Genomic DNA, 18616 nt, shown 5'->3' with positions numbered 1-18616 from the left:
CCACCCCCCCACGGCCCCCGGGGGGGGGGGCCCCCGGGGGGGGGGTGGGGGCCCGCAACCCCGGGGGGGGGGGGCCCCCCGCGTCGGGGGGCCCCCCCCCCCCGGGCGTTCGTTCTACCGGGGCGTCACTCGCCGTGGCCGCCCACGCGGTGCACCTGCACCATGTTGGTGGTGCCGGGGATGCCGACCGGGACACCGGCGGTGACGATCACGGTGTCGCCCTCGCCCAGCTCGCCCAGCTTCAGCAGCTCGCGGTCGACCTGCGCGACCATCGCGTCGGTGGTGGCCACCTGCTCGGTGACGTACGACTCGACGCCCCAGCTCAGCGAGAGCTGGTTGCGGGTGGCCGAGTCCGGGGTGAACGCGATCACCGGGATCGGCGAACGGTAGCGGGACAGCCGACGCGCGGTGTCACCGGACTTGGTGAACGCGATCAGCGCCTTGCCGTTCAGGAAGTCGCCCAGCTCGCACGCGGCGCGGGCGACGGAGCCGCCCTGGGTGCGCGGCTTGCGGCCCGGGTTGAGCGGCTGGAGGCCCTGGGAGACCAGTTCCTCCTCGGCCTTCTCGCAGATCCGGCTCATGGTGCGGACGGTCTCGACCGGATACTTGCCGACGCTGGACTCGGCGGAGAGCATCACCGCGTCGGTGCCGTCCAGGATGGCGTTGGCGACGTCGGAGACCTCGGCGCGGGTCGGGCGCGAGGCGTGGATCATCGACTCCATCATCTGGGTGGCGACGATGACCGGCTTGGCGTTGCGGCGGGCCAGGGTGATCAGCTGCTTCTGGACCAGCGGCACCCGCTCCAGCGGGTACTCGACGGCCAGGTCGCCGCGGGCGACCATGATGGCGTCGAAGGCGAGGACGATCTCCTCCATGGCCTCGACGGCCTGCGGCTTCTCGATCTTGGCGATGACCGGCACCCGGATGCCGACCTCGTCCATGACCTCGTGGACGTCCTTGATGTCCTCCGCGTTGCGGACGAAGGACAGCGCGACCATGTCGACGCCCAGACGCAGCGCGAAGCGCAGGTCGTCCTTGTCCTTCTCGGACAGGGCGGGGACGTTCACGGCCGCACCGGGCAGGTTGATGCCCTTGTTGTTCGAGAGCACGCCGCCCTCGACCACCACGGTCTTCACCCGCGGGCCGTCGACGCTGACGACCTCCAGGGCGATGACGCCGTCGTTGATCAGGATCGGGTCGCCGGGCTTCACGTCGCCGGGCAGGCCCTTGTAGGTGGTGCCGCAGATGTGCTGGTCACCGGGGACGTCCTCGGTGGTGATGGTGAACTCGTCGCCGTTGTCGACGGTCACCGGGCCGTTGGCGAAGGTCGCCAGACGGATCTTGGGACCCTGGAGGTCGGCCAGGACGCCGATGGCCTTGCCGGTGTCCTCCGAGACCTGGCGGACCTTGCGGTACCGCTCCTCGTGGTCCGCGTGGTTGCCGTGGCTCATGTTCAGTCGGGCGACGTTCATGCCCGCCTCGACGATGGCCTTCAGCTGTTCGTAGGAGTCCGTGGCCGGACCCAGGGTGCAGACAATTTTCGCTCGGCGCATATGGATCAGTCTATCCGTTCGTGTTATAGGTGCATTCGGCACGGACCGGGAGGAATCGCCGACGAATGATCCCGAGGAACGAGACGATTCCGTGTCAGTCCTCGGACAGCTCGCTCTCGCGGTGCACCAGGGCGAAGGCCTGCCGGGCGATCTCCAGCTCCTCGTCGGTCGGCACCACCGCGACCGCCACCCGGGAGAACCCGGGCGAGATGATCCGGGCGTCGCCCGAGCGCACCGAGTTCAGCTCCGGGTCCACGGCGATGCCCAGCTCCTCCAGTCCCGCGGTGGCCGCCGCGCGCACCGGCGCGGCGTTCTCCCCGACGCCCGCGGTGAACGCGATCGCGTCCACCCGGCCGAGCACCGCGTAGTAGCCGCCGATGTACTTGCGCAGCCGGTGGACGTACGCGTCGAAGGCGAGCCTCGCGTCCGCGTCCCCCTCGTCGGCGCGACGCATGATCTCCCGCATGTCGTTCTCGCCGCACAGGCCGCGCAGCCCGCTGCGGCGGTTGAGCAGGTCGTCGATCTGGTCGACGGACAGGCCGCCGACCCGGTGCAGGTGGAACACCACGCCCGCGTCGATGTCACCCGAACGGGTGCCCATCACCAGGCCCTCCAGGGGGGTGAGGCCCATCGAGGTGTCCACGCAGCGGCCGCCGCTGACCGCCGAGGCGGAGGCGCCGTTGCCCAGGTGCAGCACGATCACGTTGACCTCGGCCGGGTCCTTGCCGAGCAGCCGGGCGGTGGCCCGCGAGACGTACTGGTGCGAGGTGCCGTGGAAGCCGTAGCGGCGCACCCGGTGCTCGTCGGCGACGGCCTTGTCGATCGCGTAGCGGGCCGCGTACTCGGGCATCGAGGCGTGGAAGGCGGTGTCGAACACGGCCACCTGCGGCAGGTCCGGCCGGAGCGCCCGGGCCACCTCGATGCCGGTGATGTTCGCCGGGTTGTGCAGCGGCGCGACCGGGATCAGCCGGCGGATCTCCCTGAGCACCTCGTCGGTGATCACCGTCGGCTCGGTGAACCGCTTGCCGCCGTGCACCACCCGGTGGCCGATCGCGGCCAGCTCGGGGGAGTCCAGCCCGATGCCGTCGGCGGCCAGCTCCTCGGCGACGGCCTTCAACGCGGCCGAGTGGTCCGGGAAGGCCTGCACCAGCTCGCGCCGCTCGCCGGCCCGCGGGGTGTGCACCAGTCGGCCGCCCGCCTCGCCGATCCGCTCCACCAGCCCGGAGGCGAGCCGGGCGCCGTCCAGCATGTCGATCAGCTGGTACTTCACCGACGAGGAGCCGGCGTTGAGTACGAGGACGCGCGTCCCTGCGGTCATGCCTGCGGCTCCTTGTCGTCCTGGGCTTGGATGGCGGTGATCGCCACGGTGTTGACGATGTCCTCCACCAGCGCGCCGCGGGAGAGGTCGTTGACGGGCTTGCGCAGCCCCTGGAGCACCGGGCCGACCGCGACCGCGCCGGCCGAGCGCTGGACGGCCTTGTAGGTGTTGTTGCCGGTGTTGAGGTCCGGGAAGATCAGCACGGTCGCCCGCCCGGCCACCGGCGAGCCCGGCAGCTTGGTGGCCGCGACGTGCTCGTCCACCGCCGCGTCGTACTGGATCGGGCCCTCCACCAGGATGTCCGGCCGCAGCGCGCGGACCAGCTCGGTGGCCTTGCGGACCTTGTCGACGTCCGCGCCCGAGCCGGAGGTGCCGGTCGAGTACGAGAGCATCGCGACCCGCGGCTCCACCCCGAACTGGGCGGCGGTGGCGGCCGACTGGATCGCGATGTCGGCCAGCTGCTGGGCGTCCGGGTCCGGGTTGACCGCGCAGTCGCCGTACACCAGCACCTTGTCGGCCAGGCACATGAAGAAGACGCTCGACACGATGGACGCGCCCGGCGAGGTCTTGATCACCTCGAAGGCGGGGCGGATGGTCGCCGCGGTGGAGTGCACCGCGCCGGAGACCATGCCGTCGGCGATGCCCTCCTGGACCATCAGGGTGCCGAAGTAGGAGACGTCGGTGACCACGTCCAGGGCCAGCTCGACGGTCATCCCCTTGTGGGCGCGCAGCCGGGCGTACAGCTCGGCGAACTGGCGGCGCAGCGGGCTGGTGCTCGGGTCGACGACCCGGACCTGGGCGCGGTCGGCGCCTGTGTCGTCCTGCGGGAGGACGATGCCCAGGCTCGCGGCCTTGCGGCGCACCGCGTCGACCTCGCCGAGCAGGGTGAGGTCGCAGATGTTGCGGCGCAGCAGGATCTCCGCCGCGCGCAGCACCCGCTCCTCGGTGCCCTCGGGCAGCACCACGTGCCGGCGGCCGGCACGGGCGCGCTCCAGCAGCTCGTGCTCGAACATCATCGGGGTCACCCGCTCGGACCGGCCGACCTCGATCCGGTTGGTCAACTCGGCGGTGTCCACGTGCAGTTCGAACAGTCCGAGGGCGATCTCGGCCTTCCGGGGGCTGGCCGCGGTGAGCTTGCCCTCCAGGTGGGTCAGGGTGGCGGCGGTGGGCCAGCTGCCCTCCGGGACGACCGCGACGGGGGTGCCGGGGGCGAGCCGGGCGGCCAGCGCCATCACGTTCGGGCCGGGGTGCTGGCCGAGGGTCAGCAGCACGCCGGCGATCGGCGGGGCGCCGGCCGCGTGCGCGGCCAGCGAGCCGATCACCAGGTCGGCGCGGTCCCCGGGGGTGACGACCAGGGCGCCCTCGGTCAGCGCGTCCAGGAAGGTGGGCAGCATGGCGCCGCCGAAGACGAAGCCGCGGACGTCCCGGGCCAGCCCGGCCGCGTCACCGAGCAGCACCTCGGCGCCGGTCGACTCCACCAGCTGGGCGACCGTCGGCGCGGCCAGCGCCGGCTCCTCCGGGATCACGTACGCCGGGATCGGCAGCTTCTCGGTGAGCGTGCGCTGGATCCGCTGCTTGGCGCCCGGGGAGGTCCGGTTGGCGATCATCGCCAGGGTCTCGCAGCCGAGGTCGGTGTACGCCCGGTGGGCGTTGCGCACCTCGGCGATCACGGCCTCCGGGTCCTTGCCCTGGCCGCCGACCACCGGCAGTACGGCGGCGCCGAACTCGTTGGCGAGCCGGGCGTTGAAGGCCAGCTCGTCCGGGATGTTGGTGTCGGCGAAGTCGGTGCCGAGCACCAGCACCGCCTGGCAGCGCCGCTCCAGCGCCCGGAAGCGGTCGACCAGCGCGGAGACCAGCTCGTCCTGCCCCTGGGCGGCCTGGAGCGCGGCGGCCTCCTCGTAGGTGAGCCCGTACAGCTCCGTGCCCGGCAGGTCGATCCGGTACCGCCCGCGCAGCAGCTCGACGACGTGGTCGGAGCCGGACTCGCCGGGCGCGGCCGCGTGCACCAGCGGACGGAACACCCCGACCCGGTCCACCTGGCGGGTGAGCAGTTCCATGACCCCGAGTTCGACGGCCTGCCGGCCGTCCCCCCGGTCGATCCCGGTCACGTACACGCTGCGCGCCACGCGGATGTCTCCGTCCCGTCGCCTCGGAAGCTGGTCATATCGACCATACCTTCGCACCACGAACGCCCGTCCGCGAGCAGAGGCGGGGGAGAGGGACAAGGGACCAAGGGCCCGGACCGAGGACTTGCGTCGACACCAGCCCTTGATGTACCTACGTTATGTAGTTACATTGGCTGGTATGGAGACCATGGGACTGCGTGAGCTGAACCAGAACCCGTCGAAGGCGGTCGCGCGGGTCCGGGCCGGCGCGACGATCGTCGTGACCGACCGCGGGCGGCCCGTGCTGAGACTGGTGCCGGAGGCGGCCCCGGAGTCGACCCTCGAACGCCTGGTCGCGGCCGGCGAGGTCACTCCGCCCACCGAGCAGGGCATGCCCGAGCTCGCCCTCGACCTGCTGCCGGACGTCGGCAGCCTGTCGGACCTGCTGATCGAGGACCGGAACCGGGAGCGCGACCGTTGATCTACCTGGACTCCTGCGCGCTGCTGAAGTTCATCAAGCCGGAGCCGGAGACCGCCGCGCTGCGAGCCTGGCGGGAGGCGCTGCCCGACGGCACCGAACTGATCACCAGTGAACTGGCCCGGCTGGAGATCACCCGCACGCTGATCCGTGCGGGCCTGTCGCACCAGCTGGTCCCGTACCACGTGGACCAGGCGCTCCGGGGGGCCTACCGGGTCGACCTCAGCAGCGCGGTGCTGGCCAGGGCGCTCGCCTACCGCACCCCGCGGCTGGGATCGCTGGACGCGCTGCACCTGGCCAGCGCGGAGCCCTTCCGCGCCGAACTCACCGACTTCGTCACCTACGACCGCGAGCTCGGCCGGGCCGCCGAGGAGCTCGGGTTCCCGGTCACGGCCCCCCGGTGACGCCCGCCCGTGGGGGCGGGCGCCCGGGGCTGCTCAGGCCGGGCGGAGCCAGAGGGTGGCGAGCGGGGGGAGGACCAGTTCGGCGGAGCGGGGCTGGCCGTTCCACTCGACCGGATCGGCCTTGATCGGGCGGGAGTTGCCGGTGCCGCTGCCGCCGTAGGCCTCGGCGTCGGTGTTCAGCAGCTCCTCCCAGAGCTGCTCGCGGCCGTCCAGGGCGGGCAGGCCGACCCGGTGGCCGTGGCGGACGACGGGGGAGAAGTTGCAGACGGCGACCAGCGGGGTGCCGTCGGCGGCGAAGCGGACGAAGGAGAGCAGGTTGTCCTCGGCGGAGCCGCCGTCGAGCCAGCGGAAGCCGTCCGGGGTGGTGTCCAGCTCCCAGAGGGCGGGGGTGTCCCGGTAGGCCCGGTTGAGGTCGCGGACGAGGCGGCGCACGCCCCGGTGGTCCTGGTGGGCGGGCCACTGCTCGTCGAGCACCCACCACTGCGGGCCCTGCTCGTGGTCCCATTCCGCGCCCTGGGCGAACTCCTGCCCCATGAAGAGCAGTTGCTTGCCGGGGTGGGACCACATGAAGCCCAGGTAGGCGCGGTGGTTGGCGCGCTGCTGCCACCAGTCGCCGGGCATCTTGGAGACCAGGGCCTGCTTGCCGTGGACGACCTCGTCGTGGGAGATCGGCAGGACGTAGTTCTCGGAGTAGGCGTACACCATCGAGAAGGTGATGTCGTTGTGGTGGTACTTGCGGTGCACCGGCTCCTTGGACATGTAGACCAGCGAGTCGTGCATCCAGCCCATGTTCCACTTGAGCCCGAAGCCGAGGCCGCCGGCGTCGGTGGGCCGGGTGACGCCGTCCCAGGCGGTGGACTCCTCGGCGATGGTGATCACGCCGGGGCAGCGCCGGTAGACGGTGGCGTTCATCTCCTGGAGGAAGGCGGCCGCGTCCAGGTTCTCCCGGCCGCCGTACTGGTTGGGCGTCCAGCCGCCGCCCTCGCGGGAGTAGTCGAGGTAGAGCATCGAGGCGACCGCGTCGACCCGCAGGCCGTCGATGTGGAACTCCTCGCACCAGTACACGGCGTTGGCGACCAGGAAGTTGCGCACCTCGGTGCGGCCGTAGTCGAACTCCAGCGTCCCCCAGTCGGGGTGCTCGGCGCGCTGCGGGTCGGCGGGCTCGTACAGCGGTTCGCCGTCGAAGCGGGCGAGGGCGAAGTCGTCCTTGGGGAAGTGCGCGGGCACCCAGTCGACGATCACGCCGATGCCGTGCCGGTGCAGGGTGTCGACCAGGTACCGGAAGTCGTCGGGGCTGCCGAGCCGGGCGGTGGGGGCGAAGTAGCCGGAGACCTGGTACCCCCAGGAGCCGCCGAAGGGGTGCTCCATCACCGGCATGAACTCCACGTGGGTGAAGTTCAACTCCTTGAGGTAGAGCGGCAGTTCCTCGGCGATGGCGCGGTAGGTGGTGAGCTCGGGCCGCCAGGAGGCGAGGTGCAGCTCGTACACCGACATCGGGGCCCGGTGGTGCGCGGTGCGGGCCCGGCGGGCCATCCACTCGTCGTCCTGCCACCGGTGGGTGGAGGAGGTGACGACGGAGGCGGTGCCGGGCGGGCACTGGGCGGCCCGGGCGAGCGGGTCGGCCTTGTCGAGGACCCAGCCCTGCCGGGTGTGGATCTCGTACTTGTAGGTGGCGCCCTCGGCGACGCCCGGGACGAACAGCTCCCAGACGCCGGAGGAGCCGAGCGAGCGCATCGGGTGGCCGCTGCCGTTCCAGTGGTTGAAGTCGCCGATCAGCCGCACTCCGGCGGCGTTGGGCGCCCAGACTGCGAAGGCGGTGCCGGCCACGCCGTCGACGGTGCGCACGTGCGAGCCGAGCGCCTGCCACAGCTGTTCGTGCCGGCCCTCGGAGATCAGGTGCAGGTCGAGTTCGCCGAGGGTGGGCGGGGTGCGGTAGCCGTCGTGCTGGCGCTGGGGTTCGCCGTCGGGGTAGTCCACCAGCAGGGTGTAGTCCGGGGGTTCGCCGCCCGCCAGCAGGCCGGTGAACAACCCGCCCTGCTGGTGGGTGAGTTCGGCGGGGCCGTGGGCGGTCTCCACCACCACCCGGTCGGCGAACGGGCGCAGCACCCGGATCGCCGTCCCGCCGTGCACCGGGTGGGCGCCGAGCAGGGCGTGCGGGTCGTGGTGCTGCCCGTTCACCAGCCGGTCCACCTCGGCCGGCGGCAGCGGCGCCTCGGGCAGGCGCAGGGCGCCGACCGGGGCGTCCGCGGCGGGACCGGCCGGGGCGGCGGCCCTGCGGTCGGTCCCGCGTTCGGAGCCCCCGCGTTCGGAGCCCCCGCGTTCGGAGCCCCCGCGTTCGGAGCCCCCGCGTTCGGCGGTCCCGCGTTCGGAGCCCCCACGTTCGGAGCCCCCGCGGTCGGCGGCCCCGGGTTCGGCGGCCCCGGCCAGGAAGGTGGCCGGAACGGGGCGGGTGGGGCGGCCGGTCGGGTCGAGCGGCGTCACGGCGTGGTCCTCCAGCGGCGGGGATGGGCGAACTCGTGGCGGGCGGGCGGGACGGGAGCGCGGGGTCAGACGGACAGGGCGAGCCGGTTGATCGCGGCGAGCGGGATCGGCAGCCAGCTGGGCCGGTGCCGGGCCTCGTACACCACCTCGTACACCGCCTTGTCGATCTCCAGCGCCCGCATCAGCTCGGGTGAGGCGGCCGGGTCGGCGCCGCCCCCGGCGGTGTAGCCGGCGCAGAAGGCGGTGCGGTTGCGCTGGGCCCAGGCGGCGGCGAGGTGGGCCAGCTCGGGGTCGACCGGGCCGCCGGCCAGCAGGTGGGCGGCCGCGTAGTCGAAGGAGCGCAGCATCGCGGCGACGTCGCGCAGGGCGGGCTGGGGTTCGCGGCGCTCGTTGACGGATTTGGCGGGCTCGCCCTCGAAGTCCAGCAGCACCCAGCCGTGCGGGGTGCGCATGGCCTGGCCGAGGTGGAGGTCGCCGTGGATGCGCTGGACCGGCAGGCCGTCCGGGTGGGCGTCGGCGAGCTGCTGGAAGGCGGCGCGCAGGGCGGCGCGGAAGCGCAGCAGGCCGGGGACGGCGGCGACGGCGCTGTCCAGCCGGTCGGCCATCGCGGTGGCGAGCCGGCCGGTCTCGGTGCGGTCGAGCCGGGCGACGGGCATGGAGCGGGCGAGCACCCGGTGCACCTCGGCGGTGGCCCGGCCGAGCCGGTGCGCCTCGATGGCGAAGTTGCCGGGGGAGCGGTCGCCCTTGAGCCGGCCGACCTGGTCGAGGGCGAGTTCCCAGCCGTCCTCGGCGTCCGGCAGGTAGCGCTGGAGCAGTCCGAGGGTGGCGGGTTCGGCGCGTTCCATCCGGCTCTCGAACCAGGCGGCGACCCGGGGGATGCGGGTGGAGCCGGCCCGGGAGAGGGCGAGGGAGAGTTCCAGGTCGGGGTTGGTGCCGGGGTGGACGCGCCGGAACAGTTTGAGGATGTACGAGGTGCCGTAGATGACCGAGCTGTTGGACTGTTCGGCGGTGGAGGCGCGGCCGGGGAGGTTGGCGGGCAGTCCGGAGCCGGGGGTGCGGCGGAAGGAGAGCGAGCCGAACCGGTCGCCGGTGGCCAGGTGTTCCAGGAGGCGTCCGGTGAGTTCGGGGTCGTGCACGGCGTCGTAGAGGGCGGCGCCGTCGTACGGGCCCTGGGTGAGCCGGCCGAGCACGGCGCCGGGTTCGATCCCGGCGGGCCCCTGGGAGCGGATGCCGAGCAGCAGTTGGTAGGTGTCGCCGTGCGGGAGGCCGGCCGTGGTGGCGTGTTCGACCCGCAGCAGCAGGTGCAGCAGGGCCGGGTCGCCGACCTGCAGCGGGGTGCCGACCACCGGGACGAGGCCGGTGATGGGGCGCCCCTTCCCGGCGTACCAGCGCTGGGTGGGGAGCCAGTCGGCGATCAGCGGCAGGGCCGCCTGGACGAGCTCGCTGACCCCCAGGGCCGTTCTCCGGACCCCGGTGCCCCGCGCGCCCGGGTGCGGCGCGGAGCCGGCCGGGGCGTCGTGCTGCACATGGGCTTGCGAACGGGAGGTTTCGGACATGACTCCCTTTCCCCGGAAGCACGCGGACGGCCCGACGGGTCGTGGCCGGGGTCCGTCAGTCTTCCGGATTTCGGCGGCGCGGCGGTCGCGGCACGCGAGCACGGCTCGGGTGTCACGCCTTCGTGTGGGTGGCCGTTGGGCTGTTCTCCGTACGCGGTGGTGCAGAGAACTCCGGGGGCGCGGGGGTCAACTCGCGCCCCCGGAGGGTCTGGTGGTGCTGTGCGGGCCGCTGGTGGCAGGGCTCGGCGGATCGTTACTTCGACCGCCCGGTTCCGCTCGTGCGCGGGGGCTGCCGGAGTTGGAACCAGTAGAAGCCGTGGCCGGCCAGCGTGAGCAGGTAGGGCCACTCGCCGATCGACGGGAAGCGCACTCCGCCGATCAGCTCGACCGGGTACCGCCCGCCGTACTGCCGGAGGTCCAGCTCGGTCGGCTGCGCGAACCGCGAGAAGTTGTTCACGCACATGACCAGGTCCCCCTCGTACTCGCGCACGAAGGCCAGCACGGCGGGGTTGCTGGACGGCAGTTCGGTGTAGGTGCCCAGGCCGAACGCCGGGTTGAGCTTGCGGATCTCGATCATGCGACGCGTCCAGTGCAGCAGGGAACTCGAACTGCTCTGCTGCGCTTCGACGTTGGTCACCTGGTAGCCGTACACCGGGTCCATGATGGGCGGCAGACTGAGCCTGCCCGGGTCGGCGGAGGAGAAACCCGCGTTGCGGTCCGGGGTCCACTGCATCGGCGTGCGCACGCCGTCCCGGTCGCCCAGCCAGATGTTGTCGCCCATGCCGATCTCGTCCCCGTAGTAGAGCACCGGCGAGCCGGGCAGGGAGAGCAGCAGGGCGGTGAACAGCTCGATCTGGTTGCGGTCGTTCTCCAGCAGCGGGGCGAGCCGGCGGCGGATGCCCACGTTGGCGCGCATCCGCGGGTCCTTGGCGTACTCCGCGTACATGTAGTCGCGCTCCTCGTCGGTGACCATCTCCAGGGTCAGCTCGTCGTGGTTGCGCAGGAAGATGCCCCACTGGCAGCCGCCCGGGATCGCCGGGGTCTTGGCCAGGATCTCCGACACCGGGTACCGGGACTCCCGGCGCACGGCCATGAAGATCCGCGGCATCACCGGGAAGTGGAACGCCATGTGGCACTCGTCGCCGCCGGCCGTGAAGTCGCCGAAGTAGTCGACCACGTCCTCCGGCCACTGGTTGGCCTCGGCGAGCAGCACGGTGTCCGGGTAGTCGGCGTCGATCTCCTTGCGGACCCGCCGGAGGAACTCGTGGGTCTCCGGCAGGTTCTCGCAGTTGGTGCCCTCGCGGGCGAACAGGTACGGCACCGCGTCCAGCCGGAAGCCGTCGATGCCGAGGTCGAGCCAGAACCGCAGCCCGGCGATCATCTCGTCCTGGACGCGGGGGTTGTCGTAGTTGAGGTCCGGCTGGTGGGAGAAGAACCGGTGCCAGTAGTACTGCTTGCGCACCGGGTCGTAGGTCCAGTTGGAGGTCTCGGTGTCGACGAAGATGATCCGGGCGTCCGGGTACTGCTTGTCGTCGTCGGCCCACATGTAGAAGTCGCCGTACGGCCCGTCCGGGTCCGCCCGGGAAGCCTGGAACCACGGGTGCTGGTCGCTGGTGTGGTTCATCACGAAGTCGATGACCACGCGCATGCCGCGGGCGTGTGCGGCGTCGGTGAACTCCATGAAGTCGGCGAGGTCGCCGAACTCCGGCAGCACCGACTTGTAGTCGGCGACGTCGTACCCGCCGTCGCGCAGCGGCGAGGCGAAGAACGGCGGGAGCCAGAGGCAGTCGACGCCGAGCCACTGCAGGTAGTCGAGCTTGGTCGTGAGCCCCTTGAGGTCCCCGACCCCGTCGCCGTTGCTGTCCTGGAAGGACCGCACCAGCACCTCGTAGAAGACCGCACGTTTGAACCACTCCGGGTCCAGGTTCTTCTTCGAGGTCTCCGGAAAGGTGTCGGGGACGGGCTCGTTCACTGTCACGCTGGGTTCCTCCGAACCGTGAGGAGGTGAGCCGGCTCGGCTGAGGGATCGAGCCGGACGTAGTTGTGCCGGCCCCAGGTGTAGGCGGCGCCGGTGAGCTCGTCGTGCACCGCGTGGGGCCCGTCGCCGTCGAGCGTGACGGTGGCCTCCTGGACGTGGTGCGGGTCGAGGTTGACCACGGTGATGACCCGGTCGGTCAGGCCGTCGGCGGTGGTCGCGGTCTTGGAGTAGGCGAGCACCTGCTCGTTGTCGGTCGGGTGGAAGCGCAGGTCGCGCAGCTGCTGCAGGGCCGGGTGGCGCCGGCGCAGCCGGTTCAGCACGGTGAGCAGCGGGGCGAGGGTGTCGGTGCGGTTCCAGTCGCGGGGGCGGAGCTCGTACTTCTCCGAGTGCAGGTACTCCTCGGAGCCGGGGTGGGCCGGCTCGTTCTCGAACAGCTCGTAGCCGGCGTAGACGCCGTAGCTGGGGGAGAGGGTGGCGGCGAGCACGGCGCGGATCGCGAAGGCGGCGCGGCCGCCGTGCTGGAGGTAGGCGTGCAGGATGTCCGGGGTGTTGGCGAAGAAGTTGGGGCGCATGTAGGCGGCCGCGTCGCCGGTGAGTTCGGTGAGGTACTCGGTGAGTTCGCGCTTGGTGGTGCGCCAGGTGAAGTACGTGTACGACTGGTGGAAACCGATCTTCGCCAGGGTGTGCATCATCGCGGGGCGGGTGAACGCCTCCGCCAGGAACACCACGTCCGGGTCGGTGCGGGCGATGTCGCCGAGCACCTTCTCCCAGAACACCACCGGTTTGGTGTGGGGGTTGTCGACCCGGAAGATCCGGACGCCGTGCGACATCCAGAACCGGAGGGTCCGGACGGTTTCCTTGACGATTCCGTCCATGTCCTGGTCGAAGTTGACCGGATAGATGTCCTGGTACTTCTTCGGCGGGTTCTCGGCGTACGCGATGGTGCCGTCGGCGCGGTGGCTGAACCATTCCGGGTGCTTGTTCACCCACGGGTGGTCGGGGGAGCACTGGAGGGCGAAGTCCAGCGCCACCTCCAGGTGCAGCGCCCTGGCCTCGGCGACGAAGTGGTCGAAGTCCTCGATGGTGCCGAGGTCCGGGTGGACGGCGTCGTGGCCGCCCTCCGGCGAGCCGATCGCCCAGGGCGAGCCGACGTCGTGCGGACCGGCCGTCAGGGTGTTGTCCGGGCCCTTGCGGAAGGCTCGTCCGATCGGGTGCACCGGCGGCAGGTAGACCACGTCGAAGTCCATCGCGGCGACCGCCGGCAGCCGTTCGGCGGCGGTGCGCAGGGTGCCGGAGCGCGGCGGCTCGACCCCGTTCGGGTCCACCACCGCGCCCTCCGAGCGCGGGAAGAACTCGTACCAGGAGCCGAACAGCGCGCGCTCGCGGTCCACCTGGAGCGGCAGCGGGCGGGAGGCGCTGAGCAGCTCCCGCAGCGGGTGGCGGGCCAGCAGCTCCAGCACCTCGGGGGCGAGCGCGGCGGCCAGCCGGGACAGCGGCGGCAGGCCGGGGTCGCGCAGCGCGTCCGCGGCGGCCAGCACGTGCGCCCGGCCGTCCTTCTTCGGCACCCCGGCGGCGGCCTGCTCCAGCAGCCGGGCGCCCTCCTCCAGGACCAGCGCGGTGTCGATCCCGGCCGGCAGCTTCACCGCGGCGGTCTTCCGCCAGGTGGCGACCGGGTCGCTCCACGCCTCCACCAGGTACGACCAGCGGCCCGGGCCCGTCGGGGTGACGTGCGCCCCCCAGCGGTCGGTGCCCTCGGCGAGCTCGCGCATCGGCGTCCACGGGCCGCTGCGCCCGCGCGGGTCGCGCAGCACCACGTTGGCGTTGACGGCGTCGTGGCCCTCGCGGAAGACGGTCGCGGTGACCGGGAAGGTCTCGCCGACGACGGCCTTGGCCGGGCGGCGGCCGGCGTCGATCTGGGGGCTGACGTCCAGGACGGGGATGCGGCCGATCACGGTGTCGCTCTCTGTCGTCTTGCGGGCGGAGGGCTTGGTGGCGGTCTTGGTGGCGGTCTTGCGGGCGGGGGCCTTGCGCGCGGGCGTCCTCGCGGCGGTTCCCGAGGGCTCCGGCGGGGTGGCCCCGGAGCCGGCCCCCGCGGTGGCGGTGCTGCGGCGCGTGGTGGTGGTGCGCCTGCGCGGTGCCGCCGCCGGGCCCTCCTCGGCCCCGGGTTGGGGGGCCGCTGCGGAGGGCTGCGCCGTGGGAGCCTGTGCTGCGGAGGATTCGGTACGGACCGCCCCGGACACCCGGGGCGACGGCATCGCCGGGTCTGTCCGAGTGTCAGAATCCATCCGTCCGGCGGATTCCGCGACCGCTGCGTCGACGGTGTCGGCCACCGGTGTGGACTGGTCCCGCGTGTCGCCGTGCATGCCAAACTCCTGCCCGAGATCAGCGGCAGCTCCCGCGCGGGCCGGGGGTGGGCCGGGGGGAGTACCGGGAGGACTGCTGGGTGGGGTGGACGTGCGACCGGAAGCCTGCCCGCGCCGCTGTCCCCGGCAACCTGCCCGGCGCCCGCCGAACCGGTGGCGGGGCGCCCCGGAACCGGTGCGCGTTCCGGCGCACGCCTCCGCGGGCACGCCCCCGGGCGGGCCGGTCGACCCGTGAACGAGCCGACCGTGCGCGAGGACACGCGCCGGTGCGCGGCGAGCGCCGAACGGGCTAAGGGAGAAGGGGAAGGATCAACGCGAAAAGGATTCGGACGTGCTGCTCCACGGGGGACGCCACCCGTCGTCGTTGTCCCCGCAGCATCAACGACCTTCGGCCATCCTCGCACCGGCGACACGGTTTTCGCAGCGGTACGACAGTAGTTTCGGGATTTGTCCGGGGCCGTGGATCAGCCGGAAATGGATCTGTTCCGCAGAGTTCACGCATTGGTAGCGCGACGACCGGAAATGTGCGCCTCGCGCGCCCCCCGTGCAGACCAATGCGCCGAATGCGATCTCATCAATAGCCCGAACGGATGCCCAATAGTCCACTTGACCCGTAGTCGGACCGGGCGTCGAGGCTACGCTTCACCGCTGTGAAGGCAATCCGCAGATTCACCGTCCGCACCGTCCTGCCCGAACAACTCCAGCCGTTGCACGAGCTGGCCCTCAACCTGCGCTGGTCCTGGCACCCCGAGACCAGGGACCTCTTCCGGTCCGTGGACCCGGAGGTCTGGGCCGCGACCGGCGAGGACCCGGTGCGGCTGCTCGGGGAGGTCCCGGCCGCCCGGCTGGCCGCGCTCGCCGCCGACCGGCGCTTCCTGCGCAGACTCGGCGACCTCGCCGACGACCTGCGCGAGTACCTCACCGGCCCGCGCTGGTACCAGGCCCAACAGGACGGCGGCGCCACCCCGCCGCCCACCGCCATCGCCTACTTCTCGCCCGAGTACGGCATCGCCGCCGCGCTGCCCCAGTACTCCGGTGGCCTCGGCATCCTGGCCGGCGACCACCTCAAGGCCGCCAGCGACCTCGGCGTCCCGATCATCGGCGTGGGGCTGTTCTACCGGCACGGCTACTTCCGCCAGTCCCTCGACCGGAGCGGCTGGCAGCAGGAGCGCTACCCCCTGCTGGACCCGGACGAACTGGCCGTCAGCCTGTTCCGGGAGGCCGACGGCACCCCCTGCCGGGTCGACCTCGCCCTGCCCGGCGGCCGCACCCTCGCCGCGCACATCTGGAAGGCCCAGGTCGGGCGGGTCCCGCTGCTGCTGCTCGACTCCGACATCGAGGCCAACTCGCCCGCCGAGCGCGACGTCACCGACCGGCTCTACGGCGGCGGCAGCGAACACCGGCTGCTCCAGGAGATGCTGCTCGGCATCGGCGGCGTCCGGGCCGTGCGGGCCTACTGCCGGCTCACCGGGCACCCCGCCCCCGAGGTCTTCCACACCAACGAGGGCCACGCCGGCTTCCTCGGCGTCGAGCGGATCCGCGAACTGGTCGCCGCCGGGGCCGGGCTGGACTTCGCCGCCGCCCTGGAGTCCGTCCGGGCCGGCACCCTGTTCACCACCCACACGCCCGTCCCGGCCGGCATCGACCGCTTCGACCGGGAGCTGGTCGCCCGGCACTTCGACGGCGACGCCGCGCTGCCCGGCGTCCCGGTCGAGCCGGTGCTCGCGCTCGGCGCCGAGACCTGGGCCGGCGGGGACCCGAAGCTCTTCAACATGGCCGCCATGGGCCTGCGGCTCGCCCAGCGCGCCAACGGGGTCTCCACCCTGCACGGCGAGGTCAGCCGCTCGATGTTCAACGGCCTCTGGCCCGGCTTCGACCCCGCCGAGGTGCCGATCACCTCGGTCACCAACGGGGTGCACGCCGCCACCTGGATCGACCCGGCCGTGGTCCGCCTGGGCGCCGCCGAGATCGGCGCCGAACGCGCCGAGGAGGCGATGACCACCGGCGAGACCCAGCGCTGGACCGGCCTGGAGCGGATCGGCAACACCGAGGTCTGGGACCTGCGCCGCAGCCTGCGCGCCCAGCTGGTGGACGAGGCCCGCCGCCGGCTGCGCGCCTCCTGGCGCCAGCGCGGGGCCGGCGAGGCCGAGCTCGGCTGGGTCTCCTCGGTGCTCGACCCCGACGTGCTCACCATCGGCTTCGCCCGCCGGGTGCCCTCGTACAAGCGGCTCACCCTGATGCTGCGCGACCCGGTCCGGCTGCGCGCCCTGCTGCTGCACCCCACCCGGCCGGTGCAGATCGTGGTCGCCGGGAAGGCCCACCCGGCCGACGACGGGGGCAAACGGCTGATCCAGCAGATGGTCGCCTTCGCCGACGACCCGACGGTGCGTCACCGGATCGTCTTCCTGCCGGACTACGACATGGCGATGGCCCAGCACCTCTACCCGGGCTGCGACGTCTGGCTGAACAACCCGCTGCGGCCGCTGGAGGCCTGCGGCACCTCCGGGATGAAGGCCGCGCTCAACGGCTGCCTCAACCTGTCCGTCCTGGACGGCTGGTGGGACGAGTGGTACGACGGCCAGAACGGCTGGGCGATCCCCACCGCCGACGAGGACGCCGGCGTGCTCGACCCGGAGAGCAGCGAGGCCGAGCGGCGCGACGACATCGAGGCCGCCGCGCTGTACGACCTGATCGAGGAGCAGGTCGCCGGCCGGTTCTACGACCGGGGCTCCGACGGGCTGCCGCACCGCTGGATCGCCATGGTCCGGCACACCCTGGTCACCCTCGGTCCCAAGGTGCTGGCCGGGCGGATGGTCCGCGAGTACGTCGAGCGGCTGTACACCCCGGCGGCGCTGGCCCAGCGCGAGCTGGCGGTCCGCGACCACGCCTGTGCCCGGGAGCTGGCCGGCTGGAAGGCGAAGGTCCGGGAGGGCTGGCCGGGCGTGCGGGTCGAGCACGTCGAGGCGGACTGTCCGGCCGAGGCCCAGGAGCTGGGCAGCTCGCTGGCGCTGCGGGTGCAGGTCGCGCTCGGCGCGCTGGAGCCGGGCGACGTCGAGGTGCAGGCGGTCTCCGGCCGGGTCGACGAGACGGACGGCATCTCGGACGCCGAGGTGCTCGCCCTCAAGCCGGTCGGCGGGCCCGACCTGGACGGCCGCACCCGTTACGAGGGCGCGCTGGAGCTCGGCCGCACCGGCCCGTTCGGGTACACCGTGCGGGTGCTGCCCGCGCACCCCCGGCTGGCCTCGCCGGCCGAGTTGGGGCTGGTCGCCCTCCCGGCCGAGTCGACGGGGATGGACGCCGGGCTGCTGCGCTGAGGCCCCGGACCGGGTGACGGGCGGGGGGAGCGTGAAGGCCATGATGCGAACCCTGCGCGCCGCCGCCCTGGCCGCGCTCTCCGTGCTCCTCGTGGCGTGGCCGGCCCAGGCCGCCACCGCCCCCCTCCCGGCGCCACCGGCGACCGCGCGGCTGTCCCTGGAGGTCTGCCCGCCGCAGGACCCGGTGGTCCCGGGCGGGACCGGGACGCTGGAGGTGAAGGTCACCAACCAGGGGCCGGCCGCCACCACCGACGACACCCTGGTGGTGGTGCACCTCCCCGCGCCGGGCGTGGTCCGGTCGGCCGACCCGGCCGTCACCCTGACCTACTTCGGCACCGGCAGCTCGTACACGATCCCGGCCGGGCTGGCACCGGGGGCGGCCTCGGTCGAGCGGCTGGCGCTGTACGTCGCGCCGATCACCGAGCCCTTCCTCACCATCGACGGCGACGTCCAGGCCTTCTACCCGGGGGACCCGGACCAGTCCGGCCACACCACCGCGTACCGCCTGACCACCGCCGACACCAGGGCCCACTTCATGGTGGGCGCCTCCTCGGCCTGGCAGGCCGGGCACCCCGTCCCGCAGCCCGGTGACCTCACCGGCAGGCCCGGGGCGACGATCGACCTGCCGCTGTGGGTGTACAACGCCGGCCCCTCGTACTCGCGGCACCCGATCGACCTGGCGGTCACCGTGCCCGAGCACACCACGCTGACCGGCACGCCCCCGTACGGCTGCACCGCCACCGGGCCGCGCACGCTGACCTGTCACTACGCGAGCGGGCCGCGGTTCCAGGACGCGGTCTTCATCGACCCGGCCGTGGTGATCGACTCCTCGGCCGTCGCCGGGCAGGTGCTGCCGGGCGGCACGCTGGACGTGGTGGCCGCGGTGGAGGACCGCCCCTCGCCGGACTGGCACACCGACTACGTGGTGACGGTGAACTGACGCGGCCGGGGCCCGCGGGGCCCGGACATGGAGCGGGCGCGGGCGGCGTGGGGAGGGGGGGGCGCACGGGCGGGACCCGGGTGGGGGGGGGGCGGCGCGGGGTGTTTTTCACAGAAAACAAGCCAC

The 18616-nt window shown here is 72.8% G+C and carries 11 protein-coding genes; 4 read left to right on the top strand and 7 right to left on the bottom strand.

Annotated features, from left to right (window positions below; all coding sequences use genetic code 11):
• Positions 1 to 125 precede the first annotated feature (125 nt).
• The 3 genes from pyk to pta all read right to left on the bottom strand — a co-directional run bounded on the left by pyk (position 126) and on the right by pta (position 4997).
• Entirely contained in the window at positions 126 to 1553 is a 1428-nt protein-coding gene (gene pyk / locus ACFWXO_RS03850) for a pyruvate kinase (protein ID WP_375891495.1), read from the bottom strand.
• 94 nt (positions 1554 to 1647) lie between these two features.
• Positions 1648 to 2871 carry an acetate kinase gene (locus ACFWXO_RS03845; protein ID WP_380521968.1) on the bottom strand — a complete coding sequence of 408 codons (1224 nt, stop codon included), beginning with the start codon at positions 2869 to 2871 and terminating at the stop codon, positions 1648 to 1650.
• Complete coding sequence (pta, locus tag ACFWXO_RS03840; RefSeq protein WP_380521966.1) at positions 2868 to 4997, bottom strand: phosphate acetyltransferase; 2130 nt, start codon at positions 4995 to 4997, stop codon at positions 2868 to 2870. Before pta ends, ACFWXO_RS03845 begins: the two co-directional genes overlap by 4 nt.
• 178 nt (positions 4998 to 5175) lie before the next feature.
• Here pta and ACFWXO_RS03835 point away from each other — a divergent pair, with 178 nt between their 5' ends.
• Together ACFWXO_RS03835 and ACFWXO_RS03830 are read left to right on the top strand one after the other, a co-directional pair.
• The gene (locus tag ACFWXO_RS03835; protein WP_380521965.1) at positions 5176 to 5457 is read left to right on the top strand and encodes a type II toxin-antitoxin system Phd/YefM family antitoxin; all 282 of its coding nucleotides are present in this window, start codon (positions 5176 to 5178) and stop codon (positions 5455 to 5457) included.
• Positions 5454 to 5858: a type II toxin-antitoxin system VapC family toxin gene (locus ACFWXO_RS03830; RefSeq protein WP_380521963.1), complete on the top strand. Its 405-nt coding sequence runs from the start codon at positions 5454 to 5456 to the stop codon at positions 5856 to 5858. Before ACFWXO_RS03835 ends, ACFWXO_RS03830 begins: the two co-directional genes overlap by 4 nt.
• A gap of 33 nt (positions 5859 to 5891) precedes the next feature.
• Here the strand turns inward: ACFWXO_RS03830 and glgB are convergent, their stop codons facing one another.
• The 4 genes from glgB to ACFWXO_RS03810 form a co-directional block, all read right to left on the bottom strand.
• Positions 5892 to 8339 carry a 1,4-alpha-glucan branching protein GlgB gene (glgB, locus tag ACFWXO_RS03825; protein WP_380521962.1) on the bottom strand — a complete coding sequence of 816 codons (2448 nt, stop codon included), beginning with the start codon at positions 8337 to 8339 and terminating at the stop codon, positions 5892 to 5894.
• A 65-nt stretch (positions 8340 to 8404) separates the two neighbouring features.
• Positions 8405 to 9895: a phosphotransferase gene (locus ACFWXO_RS03820; protein WP_375891502.1), complete on the bottom strand. Its 1491-nt coding sequence runs from the start codon at positions 9893 to 9895 to the stop codon at positions 8405 to 8407.
• A 253-nt stretch (positions 9896 to 10148) separates the two neighbouring features.
• Complete coding sequence (gene treS, locus ACFWXO_RS03815) at positions 10149 to 11873, bottom strand: maltose alpha-D-glucosyltransferase (protein ID WP_380521959.1); 1725 nt, start codon at positions 11871 to 11873, stop codon at positions 10149 to 10151.
• Positions 11870 to 13825 (bottom strand): alpha-1,4-glucan--maltose-1-phosphate maltosyltransferase, encoded by a 1956-nt coding sequence (locus tag ACFWXO_RS03810; RefSeq protein WP_380522063.1) that lies wholly within the window; start codon positions 13823 to 13825, stop codon positions 11870 to 11872. The genes treS and ACFWXO_RS03810 overlap by 4 nt, the downstream gene beginning before the upstream one ends.
• A gap of 1061 nt (positions 13826 to 14886) precedes the next feature.
• Here ACFWXO_RS03810 and glgP point away from each other — a divergent pair.
• Both glgP and ACFWXO_RS03800 read left to right on the top strand, forming a co-directional pair.
• Entirely contained in the window at positions 14887 to 17550 is a 2664-nt protein-coding gene (gene glgP / locus ACFWXO_RS03805) for an alpha-glucan family phosphorylase (protein ID WP_375891504.1), read from the top strand.
• Between the two features lie 40 nt (positions 17551 to 17590).
• On the top strand, positions 17591 to 18490 hold the full coding sequence (locus ACFWXO_RS03800) for a hypothetical protein (RefSeq protein WP_380521957.1): 900 nt from the start codon (positions 17591 to 17593) through the stop codon (positions 18488 to 18490).
• Positions 18491 to 18616 lie beyond the last annotated feature (126 nt).

It is taken from the genome of Kitasatospora sp. NPDC059088, assembly GCF_042738155.1.
Taxonomy (GTDB): Bacteria; Actinomycetota; Actinomycetes; order Streptomycetales; family Streptomycetaceae; genus Kitasatospora.
The sequence above is the reverse complement of the archived record's forward strand: the minus strand, read 5'-3'. Positions and strand labels throughout refer to the sequence as shown.

Coding starts and splice junctions, on each gene's coding strand:
- pyk (WP_375891495.1), bottom strand. CDS start 1,553: ATGCGCCGAGCGAAAATTGTCTGCACCCTGGGTCCGGCCACGGACTCC.
- ACFWXO_RS03845 (WP_380521968.1), bottom strand. CDS start 2,871: ATGACCGCAGGGACGCGCGTCCTCGTACTCAACGCCGGCTCCTCGTCG.
- ACFWXO_RS03835 (WP_380521965.1), top strand. CDS start 5,176: ATGGAGACCATGGGACTGCGTGAGCTGAACCAGAACCCGTCGAAGGCG.
- ACFWXO_RS03820 (WP_375891502.1), bottom strand. CDS start 9,895: ATGTCCGAAACCTCCCGTTCGCAAGCCCATGTGCAGCACGACGCCCCG.
- ACFWXO_RS03800 (WP_380521957.1), top strand. CDS start 17,591: ATGATGCGAACCCTGCGCGCCGCCGCCCTGGCCGCGCTCTCCGTGCTC.